Origin of the sequence: Sphaerospermopsis sp. FACHB-1094, from assembly GCF_014696195.1 — a bacterium.
GTDB lineage: Bacteria > Cyanobacteriota > Cyanobacteriia > Cyanobacteriales > Nostocaceae > Sphaerospermopsis > Sphaerospermopsis kisseleviana.
Map to the genome: position 1 here is coordinate 14205 of NZ_JACJPT010000058.1, position 17734 is coordinate 31938.

General features: G+C 38.0%; 18 protein-coding genes. 9 read left to right on the forward strand and 9 right to left on the reverse strand.

Going from position 1 to position 17734, the window contains the following annotated elements:
- Positions 1-21: 21 nt before the first annotated feature.
- Positions 22-834 (reverse strand): nuclear transport factor 2 family protein, encoded by an 813-nt coding sequence (locus H6F47_RS17135; RefSeq protein WP_137666586.1) that lies wholly within the window; start codon positions 832-834, stop codon positions 22-24.
- A gap of 453 nt (positions 835-1287) precedes the next feature.
- On the opposite strand from H6F47_RS17135, the gene murG reads away from it, so the two are divergent.
- Positions 1288-2364, forward strand: a complete 1077-nt coding sequence (murG, locus tag H6F47_RS17140; RefSeq protein WP_137666587.1) for an undecaprenyldiphospho-muramoylpentapeptide beta-N-acetylglucosaminyltransferase — start codon at positions 1288-1290, stop codon at positions 2362-2364.
- A 184-nt stretch (positions 2365-2548) separates the two neighbouring features.
- Here murG and H6F47_RS17145 read toward each other — a convergent pair whose 3' ends face one another.
- The 3 genes from H6F47_RS17145 to H6F47_RS28010 form a co-directional block, all read right to left on the reverse strand.
- Entirely contained in the window at positions 2549-3379 is an 831-nt protein-coding gene (locus tag H6F47_RS17145) for a phytoene/squalene synthase family protein (protein WP_190650193.1), read from the reverse strand.
- A gap of 787 nt (positions 3380-4166) precedes the next feature.
- Complete coding sequence (locus tag H6F47_RS17150) at positions 4167-5825, reverse strand: iron uptake porin (RefSeq protein ID WP_137666589.1); 1659 nt, start codon at positions 5823-5825, stop codon at positions 4167-4169.
- A 210-nt stretch (positions 5826-6035) separates the two neighbouring features.
- Complete coding sequence (locus H6F47_RS28010) at positions 6036-6254, reverse strand: hypothetical protein (protein WP_347239092.1); 219 nt, start codon at positions 6252-6254, stop codon at positions 6036-6038.
- A gap of 472 nt (positions 6255-6726) precedes the next feature.
- Between H6F47_RS28010 and modA (H6F47_RS17155) the strand changes: the two genes are divergently transcribed.
- Together modA (H6F47_RS17155) and modA (H6F47_RS17160) are read left to right on the forward strand one after the other, a co-directional pair.
- Positions 6727-7554: a molybdate ABC transporter substrate-binding protein gene (modA, locus tag H6F47_RS17155; RefSeq protein ID WP_190348165.1), complete on the forward strand. Its 828-nt coding sequence runs from the start codon at positions 6727-6729 to the stop codon at positions 7552-7554.
- A 163-nt stretch (positions 7555-7717) separates the two neighbouring features.
- The gene (modA, locus tag H6F47_RS17160) at positions 7718-8488 is read left to right on the forward strand and encodes a molybdate ABC transporter substrate-binding protein (RefSeq protein ID WP_242027418.1); all 771 of its coding nucleotides are present in this window, start codon (positions 7718-7720) and stop codon (positions 8486-8488) included.
- Positions 8489-8568: 80 nt separating this feature from the next.
- Here modA (H6F47_RS17160) and H6F47_RS17165 read toward each other — a convergent pair whose 3' ends face one another.
- Positions 8569-9030 (reverse strand): phosphate-starvation-inducible PsiE family protein, encoded by a 462-nt coding sequence (locus H6F47_RS17165; protein WP_190348163.1) that lies wholly within the window; start codon positions 9028-9030, stop codon positions 8569-8571.
- Between the two features lie 217 nt (positions 9031-9247).
- Between H6F47_RS17165 and H6F47_RS17170 the strand changes: the two genes are divergently transcribed.
- The 3 genes from H6F47_RS17170 (at position 9248) to H6F47_RS17180 (ending at position 11254) form a co-directional block, all read left to right on the forward strand.
- Positions 9248-9424: a DUF2283 domain-containing protein gene (locus tag H6F47_RS17170; RefSeq protein ID WP_096567816.1), complete on the forward strand. Its 177-nt coding sequence runs from the start codon at positions 9248-9250 to the stop codon at positions 9422-9424.
- Between the two features lie 35 nt (positions 9425-9459).
- Complete coding sequence (locus H6F47_RS17175; protein ID WP_190650195.1) at positions 9460-10893, forward strand: RDD family protein; 1434 nt, start codon at positions 9460-9462, stop codon at positions 10891-10893.
- A gap of 106 nt (positions 10894-10999) precedes the next feature.
- Positions 11000-11254: a hypothetical protein gene (locus H6F47_RS17180; RefSeq protein WP_190650196.1), complete on the forward strand. Its 255-nt coding sequence runs from the start codon at positions 11000-11002 to the stop codon at positions 11252-11254.
- Between the two features lie 162 nt (positions 11255-11416).
- On the opposite strand, the gene H6F47_RS17185 is transcribed toward H6F47_RS17180, so the two are convergent.
- The 4 genes from H6F47_RS17185 to H6F47_RS17200 all read right to left on the reverse strand — a co-directional run bounded on the left by H6F47_RS17185 (position 11417) and on the right by H6F47_RS17200 (position 14310).
- Positions 11417-11941 carry a GNAT family N-acetyltransferase gene (locus H6F47_RS17185; protein ID WP_137666592.1) on the reverse strand — a complete coding sequence of 175 codons (525 nt, stop codon included), beginning with the start codon at positions 11939-11941 and terminating at the stop codon, positions 11417-11419.
- A gap of 226 nt (positions 11942-12167) precedes the next feature.
- The gene (gene aroH / locus H6F47_RS17190) at positions 12168-12581 is read right to left on the reverse strand and encodes a chorismate mutase (protein WP_096567822.1); all 414 of its coding nucleotides are present in this window, start codon (positions 12579-12581) and stop codon (positions 12168-12170) included.
- A 94-nt stretch (positions 12582-12675) separates the two neighbouring features.
- Positions 12676-13497, reverse strand: coding sequence for a signal peptide peptidase SppA (gene sppA / locus H6F47_RS17195; protein ID WP_096567824.1), 822 nt, complete (start codon positions 13495-13497; stop codon positions 12676-12678).
- A 516-nt stretch (positions 13498-14013) separates the two neighbouring features.
- Positions 14014-14310: a hypothetical protein gene (locus H6F47_RS17200; protein WP_096567826.1), complete on the reverse strand. Its 297-nt coding sequence runs from the start codon at positions 14308-14310 to the stop codon at positions 14014-14016.
- Positions 14311-14714: 404 nt separating this feature from the next.
- Between H6F47_RS17200 and H6F47_RS17205 the strand changes: the two genes are divergently transcribed.
- The 3 genes from H6F47_RS17205 to H6F47_RS17215 all read left to right on the forward strand — a co-directional run bounded on the left by H6F47_RS17205 (position 14715) and on the right by H6F47_RS17215 (position 17544).
- Complete coding sequence (locus H6F47_RS17205) at positions 14715-15512, forward strand: MlaE family lipid ABC transporter permease subunit (protein ID WP_137666594.1); 798 nt, start codon at positions 14715-14717, stop codon at positions 15510-15512.
- Between the two features lie 174 nt (positions 15513-15686).
- Positions 15687-16073: a DUF3119 family protein gene (locus tag H6F47_RS17210; RefSeq protein ID WP_096567830.1), complete on the forward strand. Its 387-nt coding sequence runs from the start codon at positions 15687-15689 to the stop codon at positions 16071-16073.
- A gap of 139 nt (positions 16074-16212) precedes the next feature.
- Entirely contained in the window at positions 16213-17544 is a 1332-nt protein-coding gene (locus tag H6F47_RS17215; RefSeq protein ID WP_190650198.1) for a DUF3086 domain-containing protein, read from the forward strand.
- Positions 17545-17734: the final 190 nt, after the last annotated feature.

Here is a 17734-nt window from a genome sequence, read left to right on the forward strand (position 1 = left end):
CCTCTTCCCCAATCACCAATCCTATTTTTTCACAACTTTGAGACGCTGAGTAATCATTGTCATGCCATCATTACGCAGGATGACCGCAGAAATCCATTGTTGTCCAGGGGTAGATGGTGCAGTTCCGGTTTTAAATAGTCCTCCAGCAGAGAGTAATTCTAAATTTACTGGTGTGGGGTTGAGATATTTGCTGGGTTGGATGGTTTCTTCCATAGCACTTCCCAATAGGAAATCATTACCTAATGGTTCTTGGACAATAGCATCAAAGCTATATTTCTGACCAACTTTTACCTGTTGTGGTAATTTAATTTCTACTTGGGGTGGTTGGTTGCCGGAGGTAAGCTGGGTGCGTTCGGATAAAATCTCTTGGTGCAGGATTTCTGTACCTGCTATGCGCTGACGGGATGTAATGGTAGCATTGAGAGTTAGATTATTACGGTTAGAAGATGGTAAACCTGTGATTGTGGTGACTGTTTCTGCAATGATGGTTTTGCCTTCTGATTTCCAAGATTTTAGTCTAGTGCTGTATCGTAGTTGAGGATATCGCTGCCAGAAAGATTTTAAAGCTTGTTCCATTGTTTGGCGGTTTAATCCATCGCCATGAGTGAATTTGGGGCTGTAAAATTGCATTACGCCTTTAATATCACCCCGACTAGAGGCTGTGTCAATTTGTGTGAGGAGGTTTTTTAGTGCTGGGGGTGCATTTTCCGGTTGAGCAGCTTGAGCAATTTGCCCATTACTGGTTAAATTCAGTGTCAGTAGGCAGGACAACAGGGAAATACTGCCAGTTAATGTTTTGTTGTGGTTCATTAATAAAGCAATAATATTAGTCATTGATTATAGTTTACTGATTTACTCACAGAAGGTCAGGAATTTACAGCAGGAGTCAGGAGTCTTAGGGGCGAAGTAGGGGCGAAGCATTCGGGCGATAAATTATCAATTTTATGAAAAGGTTATCTTCCGAATGCTTCGCCCTTACAGGAGTCAGGAGTCAGGAGTAAAACTCTATTTATGTCTAGGTTTCAAATGAGATTCTGTACCTCATTGATATGTAATCTGCTGTATTTATCAACAACCGCATAAAGTAAAATGTTTGGCGCTACCTTGATTGTAATGGATATGTTAAAAGGAAGGCGGTTTCATTGTTAAATGGTTGTCAGTAGTGGTGACAGCTATCACTATGCTAACTAATCAAGGTTTTTGCAGTTTTGTTAATTCGGATGACTCCGGGTAAATTAATTGCATAACTATGATATATTTCGATGGTTTTAGGAAATATAGGTTTCAATGCCAAACGCACGGTTAAAATTACTCATAGCTGCTAGTGGGACTGGTGGACATTTGTTTCCGGCGATCGCATTAGCTGATAAATTACAAGAATATGAAATTGAATGGCTTGGTGTCCCCAATAGACTGGAAACTCAGCTTGTACCTAGCCAATATCCTTTGCATACCATTGCTGTGGAAGGGTTTCAACAAGGTTTAAGTCTTGCCTCTGTGGGTATCCTGTTTAAACTCATTGGTGGAATTTTGCAGGTGAGACGCATTCTTAAACAAGGAAATTTCCACGGATTATTTACTACTGGCGGTTATATTGCTGGTCCTGCGGTGATTGCGGCTCGTTCTTTGGGTTTACCTGTGGTTTTTCATGAATCTAATGCTTTACCTGGTAAGGTGACACGATTTTTTGGACCTTGGTGCAGTGCGGTGGCTGTGGGTTTTGATGTGGCTGCTAAGTATTCGCCTGGTGTTAAAACTGTCTGTGTGGGTACTCCTGTGCGATCGCAATTTTTGGCTCAGGAAATTGCAGAAAATTTAGATTTACCTATCCCTGATGGTGCGCCTTTAATTGTGGTTTTTGGCGGTAGTCAAGGTGCGGTAGCGGTGAATCAGTTGGTGCGCCAGTCTGCTCCGGCTTGGTTTGATGCTGGTGCTTATATTGTACATTTAACAGGCGATCGCGATCCAGAGGCGGCTAGTTTACAACATCCCCAGTATATATCATTACCATTTTACGATAATATGGCGGCTTTGTTACGACGGGCTAATTTAGCTATTAGTCGTTCTGGTGCGGGGAGTTTAACCGAGTTGGCGGTGTGTGGTACACCAGCAATTTTAATTCCTTATCCTTTTGCAGCGGAAGATCATCAGTCTTTTAATGCAGCGGTGTTTACTGAAGTTGGTGCGGCGTTGAGTTTTCAGCAGTCTGAGTTGACACCAGAAATTTTGCAACAGCAGGTTTTAGATTTGTTGCAATCTCCAGCAGATTTAGCCAAGATGGGAGAGAAAGCAAAAGCGATCGCAACTCCCGATAGTGCTGATAAGTTGGCTGCTTTGGTGCGGGAAGTGTTATTTAATAATTGACAATTGAGAATTGTCAATTATCAATTGATAAAAAGTTGATTAAATTTAACGGGAGCATCCCAAATGTGTAAGTTTATTTTTTTTGATTGAACCGCAAAGGACACAAAGTACACAAAGGTAAGAGGGTTTCAGAGAGTTTTTGGTGTAGCGGCGGTTATTTTTTCAAAATTGGGATGCTGCCAATTTAACCAGCTATGACATTGACATCAATGAAATTTTCAATCAAAGCATAAACATCACTACGGCTGAGTTTTTCTTTACCATTGGCTAACGCCTCCAGTGTACCGTGAGCTAAAGCCAAAGGAATTTGACAGAACTGCAAAGCAGGTCCTGGCGGGAGAGAGTTAGTATAACTATCAGCTAAGGACAGATTACGACGAGCATATTTTTGTAGATGTTCGTGATGCCAACCTTCTGGGAAAAAGTCTACACCACGGGTTAAATCTTCAGCATTATTACGTAAAATATTTACAGCTTGTAAACCTCTACCAAAAGCGATCGCCTGAGTACGGTTAGTTTCTGTGCCATCGTACCATGACCATAAATCTGAGAGTAACAAGCCCACCGCACCTGCCACCCCAAATGTGTAACGATCTAAATCAGATTCAGTTTCAATTTTCCAATTTCTTTCTGCCCAATAAGCCATCCTATCAGCCATTGCTGCTGTTGCATCCCAAATGCGAGGGGCAATACTTTCAGGTGCTAGTATTGACCATTCTCTCACCCGTAGACTCACTTCTGCTAAAGAATTTTCGTAACCTTTGAATCCTACAGCAAAAGCATCTACCGCAAAACCATCAACCCCAGTTTGCAATGTTTGGCTAATGTTGCGTAACAGATGCGCTTTGGTAGCATTATTTAATTCTGGATGATCTTCAATTTCATCAATGGCACGCATACATAAGTAAGCTGATGCTACAGCTTCTTGCAATCCTGACGGTAAAATACTGATGGGTATATAAAAAGTTCTACTGGTTTCTTTGAGGATTTGCAAGGCATCTTGGCGTAAATCCATTATTTCACTCCTCTGTTGATTTTCACACCATACCGGAATTTTAGATTTTTTGATGATACTGGATTTAGTTTCTACTCCCAAATCTAAAAAACTATCTCGTATTTCATCGAAAAATTAGTAGTTTATGGTATCGCAATTAACAAAAATCTCAAATCTAGCAAATTATAGTCTAGTAACGATTTAGGACTTACGCAAGATTGTACTAAAAACCTGATTCTTGCGTAGGGATAATTCATGAATTACCCCTACTCATGAATTACCCCTACTTTCGTTCTATTTTGCGTAAGTCTTGCTATTTTATAATAATCTCTGTGTAGTTGATGCAAAAAAGTTAAAAATAATGCTTATATACTAATAAAAAACTCTAGGATTTACGCACAAGTCACAAAAGAATTAACAACTCCTAGCACAGAGAACACAGAGGAATAGGAGTTTGGGAGAGTTTTTGCTAAGTCCTATTTCTAACTCCTTGAACTCCTGATAACTGATAAGTAGGTCTATCCAGATCCCCGACTTCTCAGAGAAGTCGGCGATCTAGCTCCTCAACATTTTATGTTTAATTAGGGCTTGCTGAATAAAGATGAAAAGATTACAGGTAAAGGGTCTTAGCCTGCTGGAAGTTAAAAAAGTGCAAGCTTTTACGAGGTAGAAACTTAAAAACCTTGCATTTAATTCCTACTCAAAGGAAAAATCGTTCCCATCCAACTCTTGAAACTGTCACCTGTCACCTGTCATCACGACAAAACTTTTTCAGCAAACCCTAATTATGTTGACCTGTCACCTTTACTTAAAATCGGAATGTGGTGCGAATCACTCCTGTATAAATGGTGTCGTTATTGCTGTTATGTTCTGGGTTGAAAATCACTATTAAACCAGGAGTAATGGAGAGATTACTATTCACTTGATAACGGTATAGTGCCTCTAAATGGTAGGAAGTATCACTATCTAAACGTCGGGGACTGGTTGCAGTGGGAACTGCTGGACCAAAATCATTACTGGTGACTTTTGGCGGTTGACCAAAAATAATTCCTGCCAAGTTACCTTTTTTACCTAAATCGGGTAAACCTAAAGTTACCGCCCAGTTCCAAATGTCTGCTGTATCCCCTCTGTTGACATTTGTGGCATTATTTTCTGCGATCGCCTGAGTATAACCCACCCAGCCAGAAAGTACAAATTGGGGACTAAAACGATAGCTCGTTTGTAACCCATAATGATTAGCAGAAGTAGCAACACCACCACCAAAAGGACTATTAGCAAAAACGCTACCCTCCGCACCAGAAACACTCACATCTCCAGCCACAGCACCACTAAAATAAGAATGGGCATAGGCTAAAGCCAAAGTCAAATTTTGATTAGGTTGGAAAGCTAACTGTGCTAAAGCACCATAAGTACCATCAAACAAACCCCGACTTTCATCCGGGTTATCAGCATTTCTCGCTAAATAACCACCAGAAAAAGTAATTTTATCACTCAGTTTAAAAACCGCACTTACACCAGCACCTCTACCACTAGCTAAACCAGTATTACTAGCACGGTAAATAGGTGAAAAGCGACCAAACCGAGATAATGCACCAGTTGTAGCGGCTGACAATAAAGGGTTAACAGTATTGAAATTGTCAAAAAATGAACCACCAATAGCATCCACAGTCACATTGACTTTATCACCTACCGGAAAGTTGTAGAACAATTTACCAACTTCTACGGTGTTATTAGCATTAACAGTGGTATCCCAACCCAAACGGGTCATTTGTGTACCAGAAACAGCACCGTTAAAAGCAATAGTATTGTTAGCTTTTAATATGAGTCGTAAGCGGTCTTTACCACTAAAACTGGTATCAAAAATTAACCGCACCCGATCAGAAAAGATGGTATTATCTTGTAAACTGCTGCGTGCTGCACCTGTGCGCCATTGGTCAGAGTTCAGTGGTCTATCTCCACCAAATACACTACCCACTGTGAAAATTACATCACCACTTAATTTAGTAGTTGTGGAAAATTGCTCACTTTCTAACACCGCAGTCCGACTTTCTAAACCATCCAATCTTCCCCGCAATTCTACTAATCCATCAGCATATTCTTGTTGTAATTTTTGCAGAGTTTCTAAATCTTCCTTTTTCACAGCATCAGCCGTACTTGTGGCAATTAATTCTTGAACCCTGTTCAGACAAGCATTTAAACCAGCAGCAAACTCATAGCGAGTCATAGCTCGATTACCCCGGAAGGTACTGTTAGGGTATCCAGCAATACAACCATATCTCTCTACTAAAGATTGCAAAGCTTGAAAAGCCCAGTCTGTAGGTTGCACATCAGCAAGTTGGGAAACTGATGTTACCTGCTCTAAAGTATTTTCTGTTTCTGGAGTCGGAGTTTGAGCCATCACACCCATTGTACTTCCCGCAACCAGTAAAGGAGCTATCCAAAAGGAATTTTGTACAAAACTAGACATATACCTCACACATGAAAATCAAAAAATTTTACCAAATTGGTTGGTAAACTTGCTATACCAACTTAAATAAAAGTTCACACCTGTATCCGTGATAAATACCGCAGCATTTACCCGTTGGAAGTAATAAAATAATTAGATATTTAGTTGTAAAAGTTAAAGTTTAAATTGCAATATTCATCGCAATATTCAACCCAAAAAATCATTTGTTGTTTAAAGATTTAGCTGCTTTTTAGAAAGTTTTAACTGCTTCCATAGCCTTTGAATTTGAGTGTAAGCATCCTCTGGAGAAAGCTTGCCGTTAGTCTGTAAATTACATATATAGTTCACTCGCTGGGAAAATTCTTGTAAATTGGCATTAAAAGTTATGTACTCTGGTTTGAACTGACCGTAATACCTATTAATAGGATAAAGAAACTCATGTAAGGTAATTAGGGGTTGCTGAGAAAGTCTTTCCGTGAGGGCATAGGAGTCAGGAGTCAGGAGTCAGGAGTCAGGAGTCAGGAGAAGATTTGAAAATTTCTTTGCCATCTCTTGAAATCCCAAAAAATGCACACTTTTTCCGGTATACCCTTCCAAACCCTTGCACTAATTTCTGTGTTTATCAGCCTCTAACCTTTGATATATCAAGGTTTTAGGTTTATTCAGCAAACCCTAATTAAAAAATCTTTATCATGTGACATATTCATTACTTTTGTTTGTGTCAGTAGAAAAACTATAAAAGTATTAACATTGGGGTATTTTTTGCTTAACCAACTAAGTTGGTATAAACACCTTATACCAACCTTAAAGGGAAAAAAGTATTGTAGTATACAAAAAATAGAATATAGATATGTAAATATTTACCAACTTAAATGGTAAAAATTTGGTAAAATTGCCAATATCCTACTGAGTATCAATTATTATGAATATCAATTTTGCAAAAACCCTTTTCTCCGTAAAAAGAAGACGATTGATGATATCAATTGCTACAGCATTAAGCACAATGCTGATAGCAATTAGCATACCAACCCTCACTTCCACCCCTGTTGTAGCGCAGTCCAATACCAGCTTGCTTGTATCTGCGGCTGCAAGCATGAAAGATGTATTGGAAGAAATTAAACCTCTGTACCAACAAAGTCAACCAAACGTCAACATTACTTATAACTTTGGTAGTTCTGGTGCTTTACAGCAACAAATAGAACAAGGTGCGCCAGTGGATGTTTTTATATCTGCGGCAAAAAGACAGGTAGATGCTTTAGAACAAAAAAATCTTTTAGTTCCTGGTAGTCGTACCGTCATTGCTAAAAATCGCCTAGTTTTAATTGTACCAAAGAATGTTTCTGGTATTCGTAGTTTTTACAATCTCAAAGATGCAAAAGTTAAAAAGATTGCTATTGGTGAACCGAGAAGCGTACCTGCGGGGCAATATGCACAACAAGTATTACAGAAATTAAAAATTTGGGATCAGATCAAATCAAAACTGGTCTATGCTAATAACGTGCGTCAAGTTTTAGCATCTGTAGAAAGTGGAAATGCGGAAGCAGGTTTAGTGTATTCTACCGATGCGAAAATATCTAATAAAGTCAAAGTTGTAGTTGCGGCTGACGAAAAATATCACTCTGAAATTATTTATCCCTTAGCCATACTCAAACGCAGTAAAAACGTTGATACAGCTAAGAATTTTTCTCAGTTTTTAGCTAGTGATAAAGCTAAAGCTGTATTTAGAAAGTATGGGTTTATTCTGCCTTAATTATTGCTGAAATTAAATTCCTGCATTTTTGATTCCTATACTTTTCAAGTATGCAGGAATAACAGTAAGTGAAATTAATCGAATTGAAAATTTACATCACAGCAAACAAATAATGTTTTACAACCCACATTCCCGATTTAGAAATTTTCTCTATTTTGGTTTAATGACTATCACAATAGTAATAGCTATTGCCTTTAGTCAAATCACAAACCTATCTCCAGTTACAGCCCAGCAACCAGAGAAAGTAAATTTAATAGTTTCTGCTGGTGCGGGTTTAAAACCAGTGTTAGAAAAAGTTAAGCAAGCATATAATCAGAGGCAGTCAAAATTAAATATTACTTATAACTATGCTTCCTCTGGTGCTTTAGCTAGACAAATTGAACAAGGAGCAAAAATTGATGTTTTTATTTCAGCATCTGCTGAACATTTGACTACTTTACAAAATAAAGGGTTTATTTTAGAAAAAAGTCGTAGGAATTTACTCAAAAATTCCATAGCTTTAATTGTACCGAAAGATTCCACAGCAATTAAGAGTTTTCAAGACCTAACAAAGCCGACTGTGAAAAAAATTGCTGTCGGTGAACCCAGAAGCGTACCTGTGGGTAAATCTGCCCAAGAACTTTTTAATTACTTCCGTATTTCTGAACAAGTAAAACCTAAACTTCTCTATACTAGAGATGGTCCACAAGTTCTTTTTTATGTGGAAAATGGAACAGTTGATGCAGGTATTACCCATGACAGTAACGCCAAACAATCTAACAAAGTAAAGATTGCCGTTATTCCACCAGAAAACACTTATACCCCTTTAATTTATCCGGTAGCTATTCTGAAAGATAGTAAAAATATTGCTGCTGCTAATGAATTTGTGAATTTTTTATTTAGTCAACCTGCAAGAAAGCTATTTGAACAATTTGGTTACAAAATGGCTGATTAAATATTAAATTTGCATATTTCAATCAAATCTTGTGGGGTGGGCATCTTGCCCGCCCTAATTATTTCAAGTCAATAAAATCCTTAATCTTCACTAATTCTCTCACTAATGTTGACGTTTCCAAATAACTTATTTATCCAAGGACTAGCAATAAAAATTCCTGCTAGTACCAACAAAAATACAGAAATTCCAAAAATTTGGTCACGGGGAATTTCTAACACACCACGTAAAATAATTTCTCTTAACGCAGAAACAATAGTAATTTCTACCGCAGCACCTACAGAAATACTATGTTCTTGCAGATAATCAACCAAAAGCCTAAATAATTCCACAAGTATCAAGATAAACAAAATATCAGATGTTACTTCCCGCAAATCTAATGGATGCAAAAAGGAGATAAACATATCTCCTAATCTGATGAGCATCACACAAAATAAACCTACGCAAAGAGAAATAACAATAACATCTTGAAAAAGTTCTAAATTACGGACAATTCTATCTCTCTTAAACCAACTATTTACTTCTACAAGTATGCGTTTTGGCATAGTCGCTACAGTATATTTATTTTTATGGGTGGTAAAAAGTAATCTTAAATTAAAATCCAAATTTACAATGTTTATCGAGAGCATTAATAAACTTTTATGAATTATTTCCGCCCAACTCAATAAGTAGACAATAACAGAAAATAGCTACTAAAGAGATTAATGATAGCTTAGAAGCTTCTTACAGAACTAGCAAAATTGAGAAATACTGGAGCGAATCATGAAAATTACTTATGACTCAGAAGTTGACGTTTTAAGGATTATCTTTAGTAATGCAGAAATTGAAGAAAGTGATGAAGAAAAACCAGGAATCATTTTAGACTATGACGAAGTTGGAAATATTATAGGAATTGAAATAATAGTTTACACATCAGATAGGATTGCTATATGCTTATAATTAATGAGTATCAAAAACCTATCCTGTAGCAGTGCATGAGTTACTGTATCAATCCTAGCTGTCCCAAACCGCAAAACCCCAAACAATCATTATTTTGTCAAGCGTGCGGTTCTGAGTTACTTTTAGAGGGGTGTTATCGAGTTCTTCGTCCTTTAGGGGGTGGTGGTTTTGCTACAACTTATGAGGTGGATGACTCCGGGACTCAAAAAGTCCTCAAGGTTCTGTTTAACACAGATCCTAAAGCGGTGGAACTATTTCAGCAAGAAGCGGAAGTTTTAAAACGACTCAACCATCCCGGTATTCCTAAAGTTGAATCAGATGGTTACTTTATTTATTCTCCTAGAGATGCTAAAGAACCCCTGCATTGTTTGGTGATGGAAAAAATTGAGGGAATGAACTTAGAACAATACATGATTCAACGTAACCATCAACCCATCGGTGAACGTGCTGCTGTAAGATGGTTGAAACAGATAGTTGAAATTTTACAACAGGTCCATCAACAAAATTATTTTCATCGAGATATTAAACCACCTAATATTATGTTACGCCCCAATGGGCAGTTAGTATTAATTGATTTTGGGACAGCACGGGAAGTTACACAAACTTTCATGCAGAAAGTCGCAGGACAGCAAGTTACAGGAATTATTTCCGCAGGTTATACACCATTGGAACAAGTAAATGGTAAAGCTGTACCGCAGTCAGATTTTTTTGCTTTGGGGCGAACTTTTGTTTATTTGTTAACTGGTAAATCTCCTGATCATTTTCATGAAGATGCAAGGAATGGAAAGTTGATTTGGCAAGATGATGCCACAGGTATTTCAGAAAAGTTGTTAGATTTAATTGATTATTTAATATCTCCGTTTCCGGGAAATCGTCCGCAAGATACTCAAGAGATTTTGCAAAAATTATCCGATTTTGACACTTCTTCACCGGCATTTCAAACCTCTAATTCTTCTAGTCAATCTTCTAATTCTGTTGCTAATGTTCAAACCGTAGCATCTACATCTGGAGCAGTTAATCAAGTAGCAACTTCTTATACATATCCATTTTGGAGGCGCATTATATCTTCTGTCATTGATTTAGTAATTTCTATTTTGATTGGTTTTATTCTATACCAAGTAGCATATATTATAGGTCACACCTGTGGATACTATGATATTTGTTTAAAACTTGCAGCAACTATATTTTTGGGTGGTTCTATCATCTTTAATTGGCTTTATTTTGTATTATTTGAAAGTTCTGGTAAACAATCAACTTTTGGAAAAAGAATATTTCAAATAGTTGTTACTAATACAAAGGGTAGTCAGATTTCTTTTTGGCGTGCTACTTGGAGATTTATAGTTAAACTCTTGTTGACTTTATTTACTTTTGGTTTACTAGATTTAATTTTTGTCCTCTTTCATGAAAAGCATCGTTCTTTACATGATATCTTAGCTGGTACTATGGTGATTAAAAAACCATCTCCATAATTACACATCATTTATTTTCGTTGCGTTACACTGTCACTAACACACTCTACTAAAATATAACTACAACCCACTTTATTTGTGTAAAATATAAAAGGAGGTAATGATTATGCCAAATCTGACATTAAGCGATCAACAACTAATTGAATTAGTTAAACAGCTACCCCCAGAAAGTAAACGGGTAGTATTGTTAGAACTAGCTAAGGATAGTGAAAATGAGCGTGAGTTGCGGATGGAGTATGCTGAAAACCAACTCCGCAGCTTGTGTACTGAACGAGGTTTAAATTGGGATACTATGTCAGAAGATGAACGTGAATCATTTATAGATGATTTGGTGCATGAGGATAGACAATGCAACCAATAGTTGTATTTTATAAAAACATCCTCTGAATTATAGCATTTACCAAGCTAGTGAGGTACAGAGTTTTTTATCTTAGGGAATTGGGAATTGGGAATTGGGAACAGTAAATAAATTAGGATGTACCTCATGAGACTGGGAAACGCTATATTGGTTATTTCCTATCTCTTAAATATCATAACCCATAATATAATCATCCATCACAAACCCACCACCAAAATCTATTACTTTACTCTCAATAATCTTAAACCCAAATCGAGTATAAGCTTTAATTCCTTTTACATTCCTTTTATTAACATTGAGTATAATTTTCTGCAAATTCATATCTTTAGCTTTTTGACAAACATGAGATAACATTATTTGTCCATAACCAAACCCATGCAGTGCAGGTAATAAATAACATTTATGTAATTTCAAACAATTAATATGATTAAGATTATCTTTTACTTCCGCACCATAAGATAAATAACCAACTATTTGATTATCTTTAACGACTTTATCATAAAATATTCCTAGCTGATAAATTTCTTTTTCAATTATTTCAAGAGCATACATTTTATCTAACATATACTCTATTTGTTCAATACTGATAACGCCGGGATAGTGACTACACCAAATTTCTCGACTAACTTTGATCAGTTCCTCAAAATCAGTATCTAATAACTTTTCAATTTTGATTGTTAAATTATTCATATATGGCAAGTTACAGGAAACAGGTGACAGGTGACAGTGTGAAAAGTCTTTAGGTATGTAGGTTTGATCATCAAGTTATGTCCTAAGCGACTTGTCTGTTGTGATATCAAGTGAATTTTACTCCTGACTCCTGACTCCTGACTCCTGACTCCTGACTCCTGACTCCTGACTCCTGACTCCTGACTCCTTGATCTCCTGACTCCTGACTCCTAAATTCTGCTATATTTTAAACTTTAGTTTCTAGCGGGTGCTGAGAAGTTTGTAAAGTTTGCGGTAAACCCCAATCTGGACGCAATTTAGCCGCTTGACGCAAATAAATGTGGTGAACGGGGGCGGAAGTTGGCAAATAGGCGTGAATTAAAAAGCGGATACAACGCTGTAAACTGCCTTCGACGTGCATTTGTTGGACATCCAACATAGCTACACTATCCCATAAAGGACGACGGCGGGCGATCGCTGCTGGGAAAATAGCATCTAAGTCACGGGTGACAGAAAAAGTAACACTTAAAATTTCTGTTGGTTCTAGTTTATTCCGTCGTTCCAGTTCATTAATTAATTCTGTCACCGCTTCTGTAATTGCTTCTACGCTATTTTCGGCAACGGTTGTTGCACCACGAATTGCCCGCATTTGCCATTCCACTTCCAAAGTCCTCCTGAATTAGTCATGAGTTATTAGTCACTAGTCATTAGTCATCAGTACACAGACTGGTAACTAGTGACTATTGACAATTAATCTACGGTCTATATAACCACAAGGGTAAACCACTTGTAGACATTTCAAATTCCAGCCAATCAATTCCAGCCGCAATTTGTGATTTCGACTGACTACTACCTGGTAGAACTCGACTCAATAATGGTTTACGTTCTTCTAGCGTATAACAAGGAGTTTTTTCTGGATCAAGTCCGACTAATTCCGCTGTCCAGCGTCGTGCATCTTCTTCTGTTCCCAAACGGTCTACAACCCCTAATTCTAAGGCTTGTTCTCCGGTGAAAATGCGCCCATCAGCGAAATTTTTAACTGTTTCTACCTCCAAGGAACGAGCCTGTGCTACTGTCTCTACAAACTGCTGATAGCTGACATCTATCAATTCTTGCAGGATGTTTTCTTCTGGTTCTGTCAGTTCCCTGTCAAAAGATAATATATCTTTATAAGGTCCAGACTTGATCACCTTAAAGGAAACACCTACTTTTTCTAACAGACGTTCTAAGTTGTTTCCCCGTAAAATCACGCCGATACTACCTGTAATTGTGCCTGGGTTAGCCATAATGTGTTCCGCTCCCATGCCAATATAAACGCCTCCAGAAGCCGATATATTGCCAAAACTCGCTACAATTTTGGTTTTTTTGCTCAATCGCTTCAAGGCGCTGTATATTTCTTGGGAATCTCCTACAGTACCCCCAGGGCTATCAATACGCAGCAGTAAAGCGGGAAATTTTTTCTCTTCTACTGTTTTTAGGGCTTCTAACACTCGTTTGCGGGTAGCACTGGCGATCGCACCAGTTATTTCAATCCGAGCAATTTGTTTACGAAACTTGGGTTTAAACGGCCAGATCATGAGTAATCTAATCAGTTAATAGATTTAATATAAATTGTCCAGCGGTCAGATGACCTCTTCGACTCTTTTCAGAAGATTAAACCAGCAAGTATGAAGCTATTTAAATTTTAAGGAAATTTTTAGATTTGGTTTATAGTGTTGTTTGCTATATTTCTTAATAAAGGAATATTTCTTTAAATGTTCCATTCTCAACCAAACTCTGTACTGGTTTGTTGCGTGATTGTCAAAAATCACCATTTCCAAAACACAATCTAAGTTGGTAACAGTACAGCAATTATACAGTTGCTCATACATCTATATTTTTTTACAGCACAATTTAACAGCATAATGCAGAGTTATTAGTCACAAGCGACTAATGACTAAAAAACCTTACTTACAAAAAATCACAGCAATAACTGAGCTATGCCAAAAAATAGTTAAAGTCAGGGATAGCAGCAGATTTGTTTATAAGAAAGTTAATTTAGTTGTTAATTGTCATTAAATCAAAGAGAGACGTTATCTAACTTTCTGAGTTACTTAGGAATCAATACGCAGTATTTGATACCGATAATAAGCATAGATATCAAAAAGCCCACCCACAAAACCGAAAGTAAGACTGATAACAAATAAGCCATTGATAGGACTACCAGTACCAAAAGTAGCCAGAAAATGCAAAATCTGAGCGGGTACTTCTTCAGTTAGTCCTTGCAAACCGGGGACAAAGCCAAAAAGGCATAAACAGATTAATATACCGCCCACCAAGAATATCGGAGCAATAAAACTGAAAACAGTAGTAAGCAAGAAAGATCGGAGAAAGTTGGTAAAAAGATTCATAATCAGGCAATCTCCAAGAGTAAGGTGAATGATAGCCAAGAAGCAGTACGTTAATTTCTACAATACGTGCGATCGCTCCTGAAAAGTTAATTTGTCAAAAATCTTAAGTTTTCATTAAAAGAAAAGTTAATATAACCCTCAAGTGATGAGGCTATGTTGATGGCTTCCAAAGGGTAAAATACCTGATATATCAAGATTTTTGGCGTTTAACAACGTCGTAACATATTTAATCAAGCAAAATAAGCAGCTTTATTTTCTGAGAGAATCTTTAAACTAAGTTAATGTTTGGGGATTGGGGACTGGGGATTGGGAAAAATAACTAATGACTAATGACTAATGACTAATGACAAAAAACCAATAACTTTCGCTATTCTTAAAGCATTCACTGAGTTAGATAGAAAACATTGAGCCAGACTATATCCAAATCCGGTTTAGGTGCATGGACCCAGCGATTACTAGCAGCGATTTTTTTAGGTGGACAAGTGATAGTTCACCTGATGAAAGGCAAAATCCATCGCCGTAATACCTTAGAACAACTAGCCGCCGTCGGTCCAGATTCCCTGTTTATCGCCTTATTGACGGCCGTTTTTGTAGGTGCAGTATTTACAATACAGGTAGCACGGGAGTTTATCAACTTTGGCGCAGGAAACTTAGTTGGGGGAGTATTAGCAGTAGCCTTAACCAGAGAACTGACACCAGTGCTAACAGCAGTGATTTTAGCCGGGCGAGTTGGTTCTGCATTTGCCGCTGAAATTGGCACAATGCGGGTTACAGAACAAATAGATGCCCTGTTGATGTTAAAAACAGACCCCATTGATTATTTAGTTATTCCTCGTATCCTGGCTTGTTTATTAATGCTGCCTATCTTAACCTTGTTATCCTTAGTTACTGGCATGGGTGGGGGACTAATAGTTGCCATCAATATTTACAACCTCTCAGATACAGTATTTTTAGACTCAGCCCGTAACTTCTTGGATATTTGGGACATCGTTAGCGCCATGATTAAAGCAGGCTGCTTTGGCGTTTTAATTGCTATTATTGGTTGCAGTTGGGGTTTAACCACCACAGGAGGAGCGAAAGGTGTGGGACAATCAACCACAACTGCCGTTGTTACCGCCCTGCTGATTATTTTTATTAGCAACTTTTTTCTATCATGGTTAATGTTTCAGGGAACAGGTGGGGGATTCACTCCTGGACTCTGATGATGACTAGTGATTGGTGATTGGTGATTGGTGATTGGTGATTGGGTTAGCAACCTCCCTATCTCCCCTGATTCCGTATTCCCTATTCCCTATTCCCTATTCCGTATTCCGTATTCCCTATTCCCTATTCCCTATTCCCTATTCCCTATTCCCTATTCCCTATTCCCTAAAATTATGACTACTTCATCAGTACCTAACGCCCTATCTACGGTGGAACTCAAGCCAAGTTACAATATCCCTATTGTGTTGGTGCTTGGTTCTATTCCCCTACTGCTGTTGCAACCTTGGGTTGGAGGAGCGATCGCACTGCTAGGATTATTTTTAATGTTGCAAGCTGTAACCTTGCGATTTCAATTTACTGCTACTGATTTTGATCTTTACCGGGGTGAAAAGTTAATTCGGCGTTTTCCTTACCGAGAATGGCAAAACTGGCGGATTTTTTGGGATAGAGTTCCCATTTTGTTTTACTTTAAAGAAATCAACAGCATTCACTTTTTACCGATTTTATTTGACCCCAAGACCTTAAAATCTTGCTTAGAAGAACGTTGTCCCAGAATATGAACAGTCAACGGTTGGTAGACTGATAACTGATAACTATAGCAGGAGTCAGAAGTCCGTAGGGGCAAACCCCCCGTGGTTGCCCGAAAAACGCCCGTACTACGGCTATAATTTAGTCGCGTTAATAATTACAATCCTATTTATGAACCCAGAGGAATCCCAAACTCCAAAACCGATAGATGACTGGTGGGAAGAAACGCCGCATGAAATTTCCACAGATGAAAAACAGGCGGAAATATCAGCAAATTTATCGGATGATTCACCATTAGAGACAGAAACATCAACTCCAGCACAACCATCAGCAAAGGAAGTTGATGTAGAGTCTGCAATGATGAACACAGAAACACAAACGTCAAAAACAGTAGAAACAGTAGAAACAGTAGAAACAGTAGAAAAAATAGATAATAAATTCCTGGAATCAGAATCAGAATTTAATTCACTATATGCAGTAGCAGGGCAACGAGTAGCTGAGTTGCAGGAAACCGAAGCCGCACTCAAAGCAGAAATATCTCAACTGCAAATTACTTACAAAACCCTTCAGGGACAGGTTAGCGAAACTCAAACAGCACTCTCGAAAATGGTGCAAGAGTCCCTTTCATTGTTAGAACAACGTAAACAGGCATTGCAAATTTCTGTAGAACAGCTAGAACGACGACAAGAACGCATTAGAAATGAAATGCGAACGACTTTTGCAGGTACGTCTCAAGATTTGGCTATTCGGGTACAGGGTTTTAAAGATTATCTCACAGGTAGTTTACAAGATTTGGCAGCCGCAGCGGAACAATTGCAACTTGTGCCGGCTGTGAGGGAAAAAGAAAGAGAAAAACCAGCCATAAAAGAGGCGAAAAAAGAATCCAAACCTGTTGAAGAACAGTCTCAGACTTTGCAATTTGCCCAACAACAGTTTCAAGATACAACAAAACAAATTCGCCGTTTAATTGATCAATATCGCAACCAACCAGATTATTATGGTCCTGCATGGCAGTTAAGGCGCACTTTTGAACCTGTTCACGCTGAAAGAGTATCTAACTGGTTTTTTACCTTAGGAGGACGGGGTGCGCTGCGGACGATGGGTAGTCGTTTGCAGAATATTTTGATTGCTTCAGCGGCAATTTCGATTTTACATAAATTATATGGCGATTACGCGGAGCGTAGTGCCGGAGGCGATCGCCTACGTACTCTGATTTTAGCTAATAGTCCCGAACGTTTGGGCGAATGGCGACGGGGTTTACAAGATTGTTTAGGTATTGGTCGTCCTGATTTTGGACCAGACAGAGGTGTGGTATTATTTGAATCACCTAACGCTTTAGCCCAAAAAGCAGATAGATTAGTTAAATCTAATCAAATGCCGTTAATTATCATTGATGATTCTGAGGAGCAAATTAGTTTAGGCTTATTACAATTCCCTTTGTGGTTAGCTTTTGCACCAGATCCGAAAATGATGCGCGATCGAGATTTTGATGATGATTTTTAATTATAGGGAATGGTGACTGGTGATTGGTGATTGGTGATTGGTGATTGGTGATTGGTGATTGGTGACTGGGGAAAAAAATTTTAGATTTTAGATTTTAGATTTTAGATTGGAGTTAACAAAAACAATCCAAAATCCAAAATCCAAAATCCAAAATAAATAACTCCTGACTCCTGACTCCTGACTCCTGACT

Coding starts and splice junctions, on each gene's coding strand:
- H6F47_RS17135 (WP_137666586.1), bottom strand. CDS start 834: ATGACTAATATTATTGCTTTATTAATGAACCACAACAAAACATTAACT.
- murG (WP_137666587.1), top strand. CDS start 1,288: ATGCCAAACGCACGGTTAAAATTACTCATAGCTGCTAGTGGGACTGGT.
- H6F47_RS17145 (WP_190650193.1), bottom strand. CDS start 3,379: ATGGATTTACGCCAAGATGCCTTGCAAATCCTCAAAGAAACCAGTAGA.
- H6F47_RS17150 (WP_137666589.1), bottom strand. CDS start 5,825: ATGTCTAGTTTTGTACAAAATTCCTTTTGGATAGCTCCTTTACTGGTT.
- modA (WP_190348165.1), top strand. CDS start 6,727: ATGAATATCAATTTTGCAAAAACCCTTTTCTCCGTAAAAAGAAGACGA.
- modA (WP_242027418.1), top strand. CDS start 7,718: ATGACTATCACAATAGTAATAGCTATTGCCTTTAGTCAAATCACAAAC.
- H6F47_RS17165 (WP_190348163.1), bottom strand. CDS start 9,030: ATGCCAAAACGCATACTTGTAGAAGTAAATAGTTGGTTTAAGAGAGAT.
- H6F47_RS17170 (WP_096567816.1), top strand. CDS start 9,248: ATGAAAATTACTTATGACTCAGAAGTTGACGTTTTAAGGATTATCTTT.
- H6F47_RS17175 (WP_190650195.1), top strand. CDS start 9,460: ATGAGTTACTGTATCAATCCTAGCTGTCCCAAACCGCAAAACCCCAAA.
- H6F47_RS17180 (WP_190650196.1), top strand. CDS start 11,000: ATGCCAAATCTGACATTAAGCGATCAACAACTAATTGAATTAGTTAAA.
- H6F47_RS17185 (WP_137666592.1), bottom strand. CDS start 11,941: ATGAATAATTTAACAATCAAAATTGAAAAGTTATTAGATACTGATTTT.
- sppA (WP_096567824.1), bottom strand. CDS start 13,497: ATGATCTGGCCGTTTAAACCCAAGTTTCGTAAACAAATTGCTCGGATT.
- H6F47_RS17200 (WP_096567826.1), bottom strand. CDS start 14,310: ATGAATCTTTTTACCAACTTTCTCCGATCTTTCTTGCTTACTACTGTT.
- H6F47_RS17210 (WP_096567830.1), top strand. CDS start 15,687: ATGACTACTTCATCAGTACCTAACGCCCTATCTACGGTGGAACTCAAG.
- H6F47_RS17215 (WP_190650198.1), top strand. CDS start 16,213: ATGAACCCAGAGGAATCCCAAACTCCAAAACCGATAGATGACTGGTGG.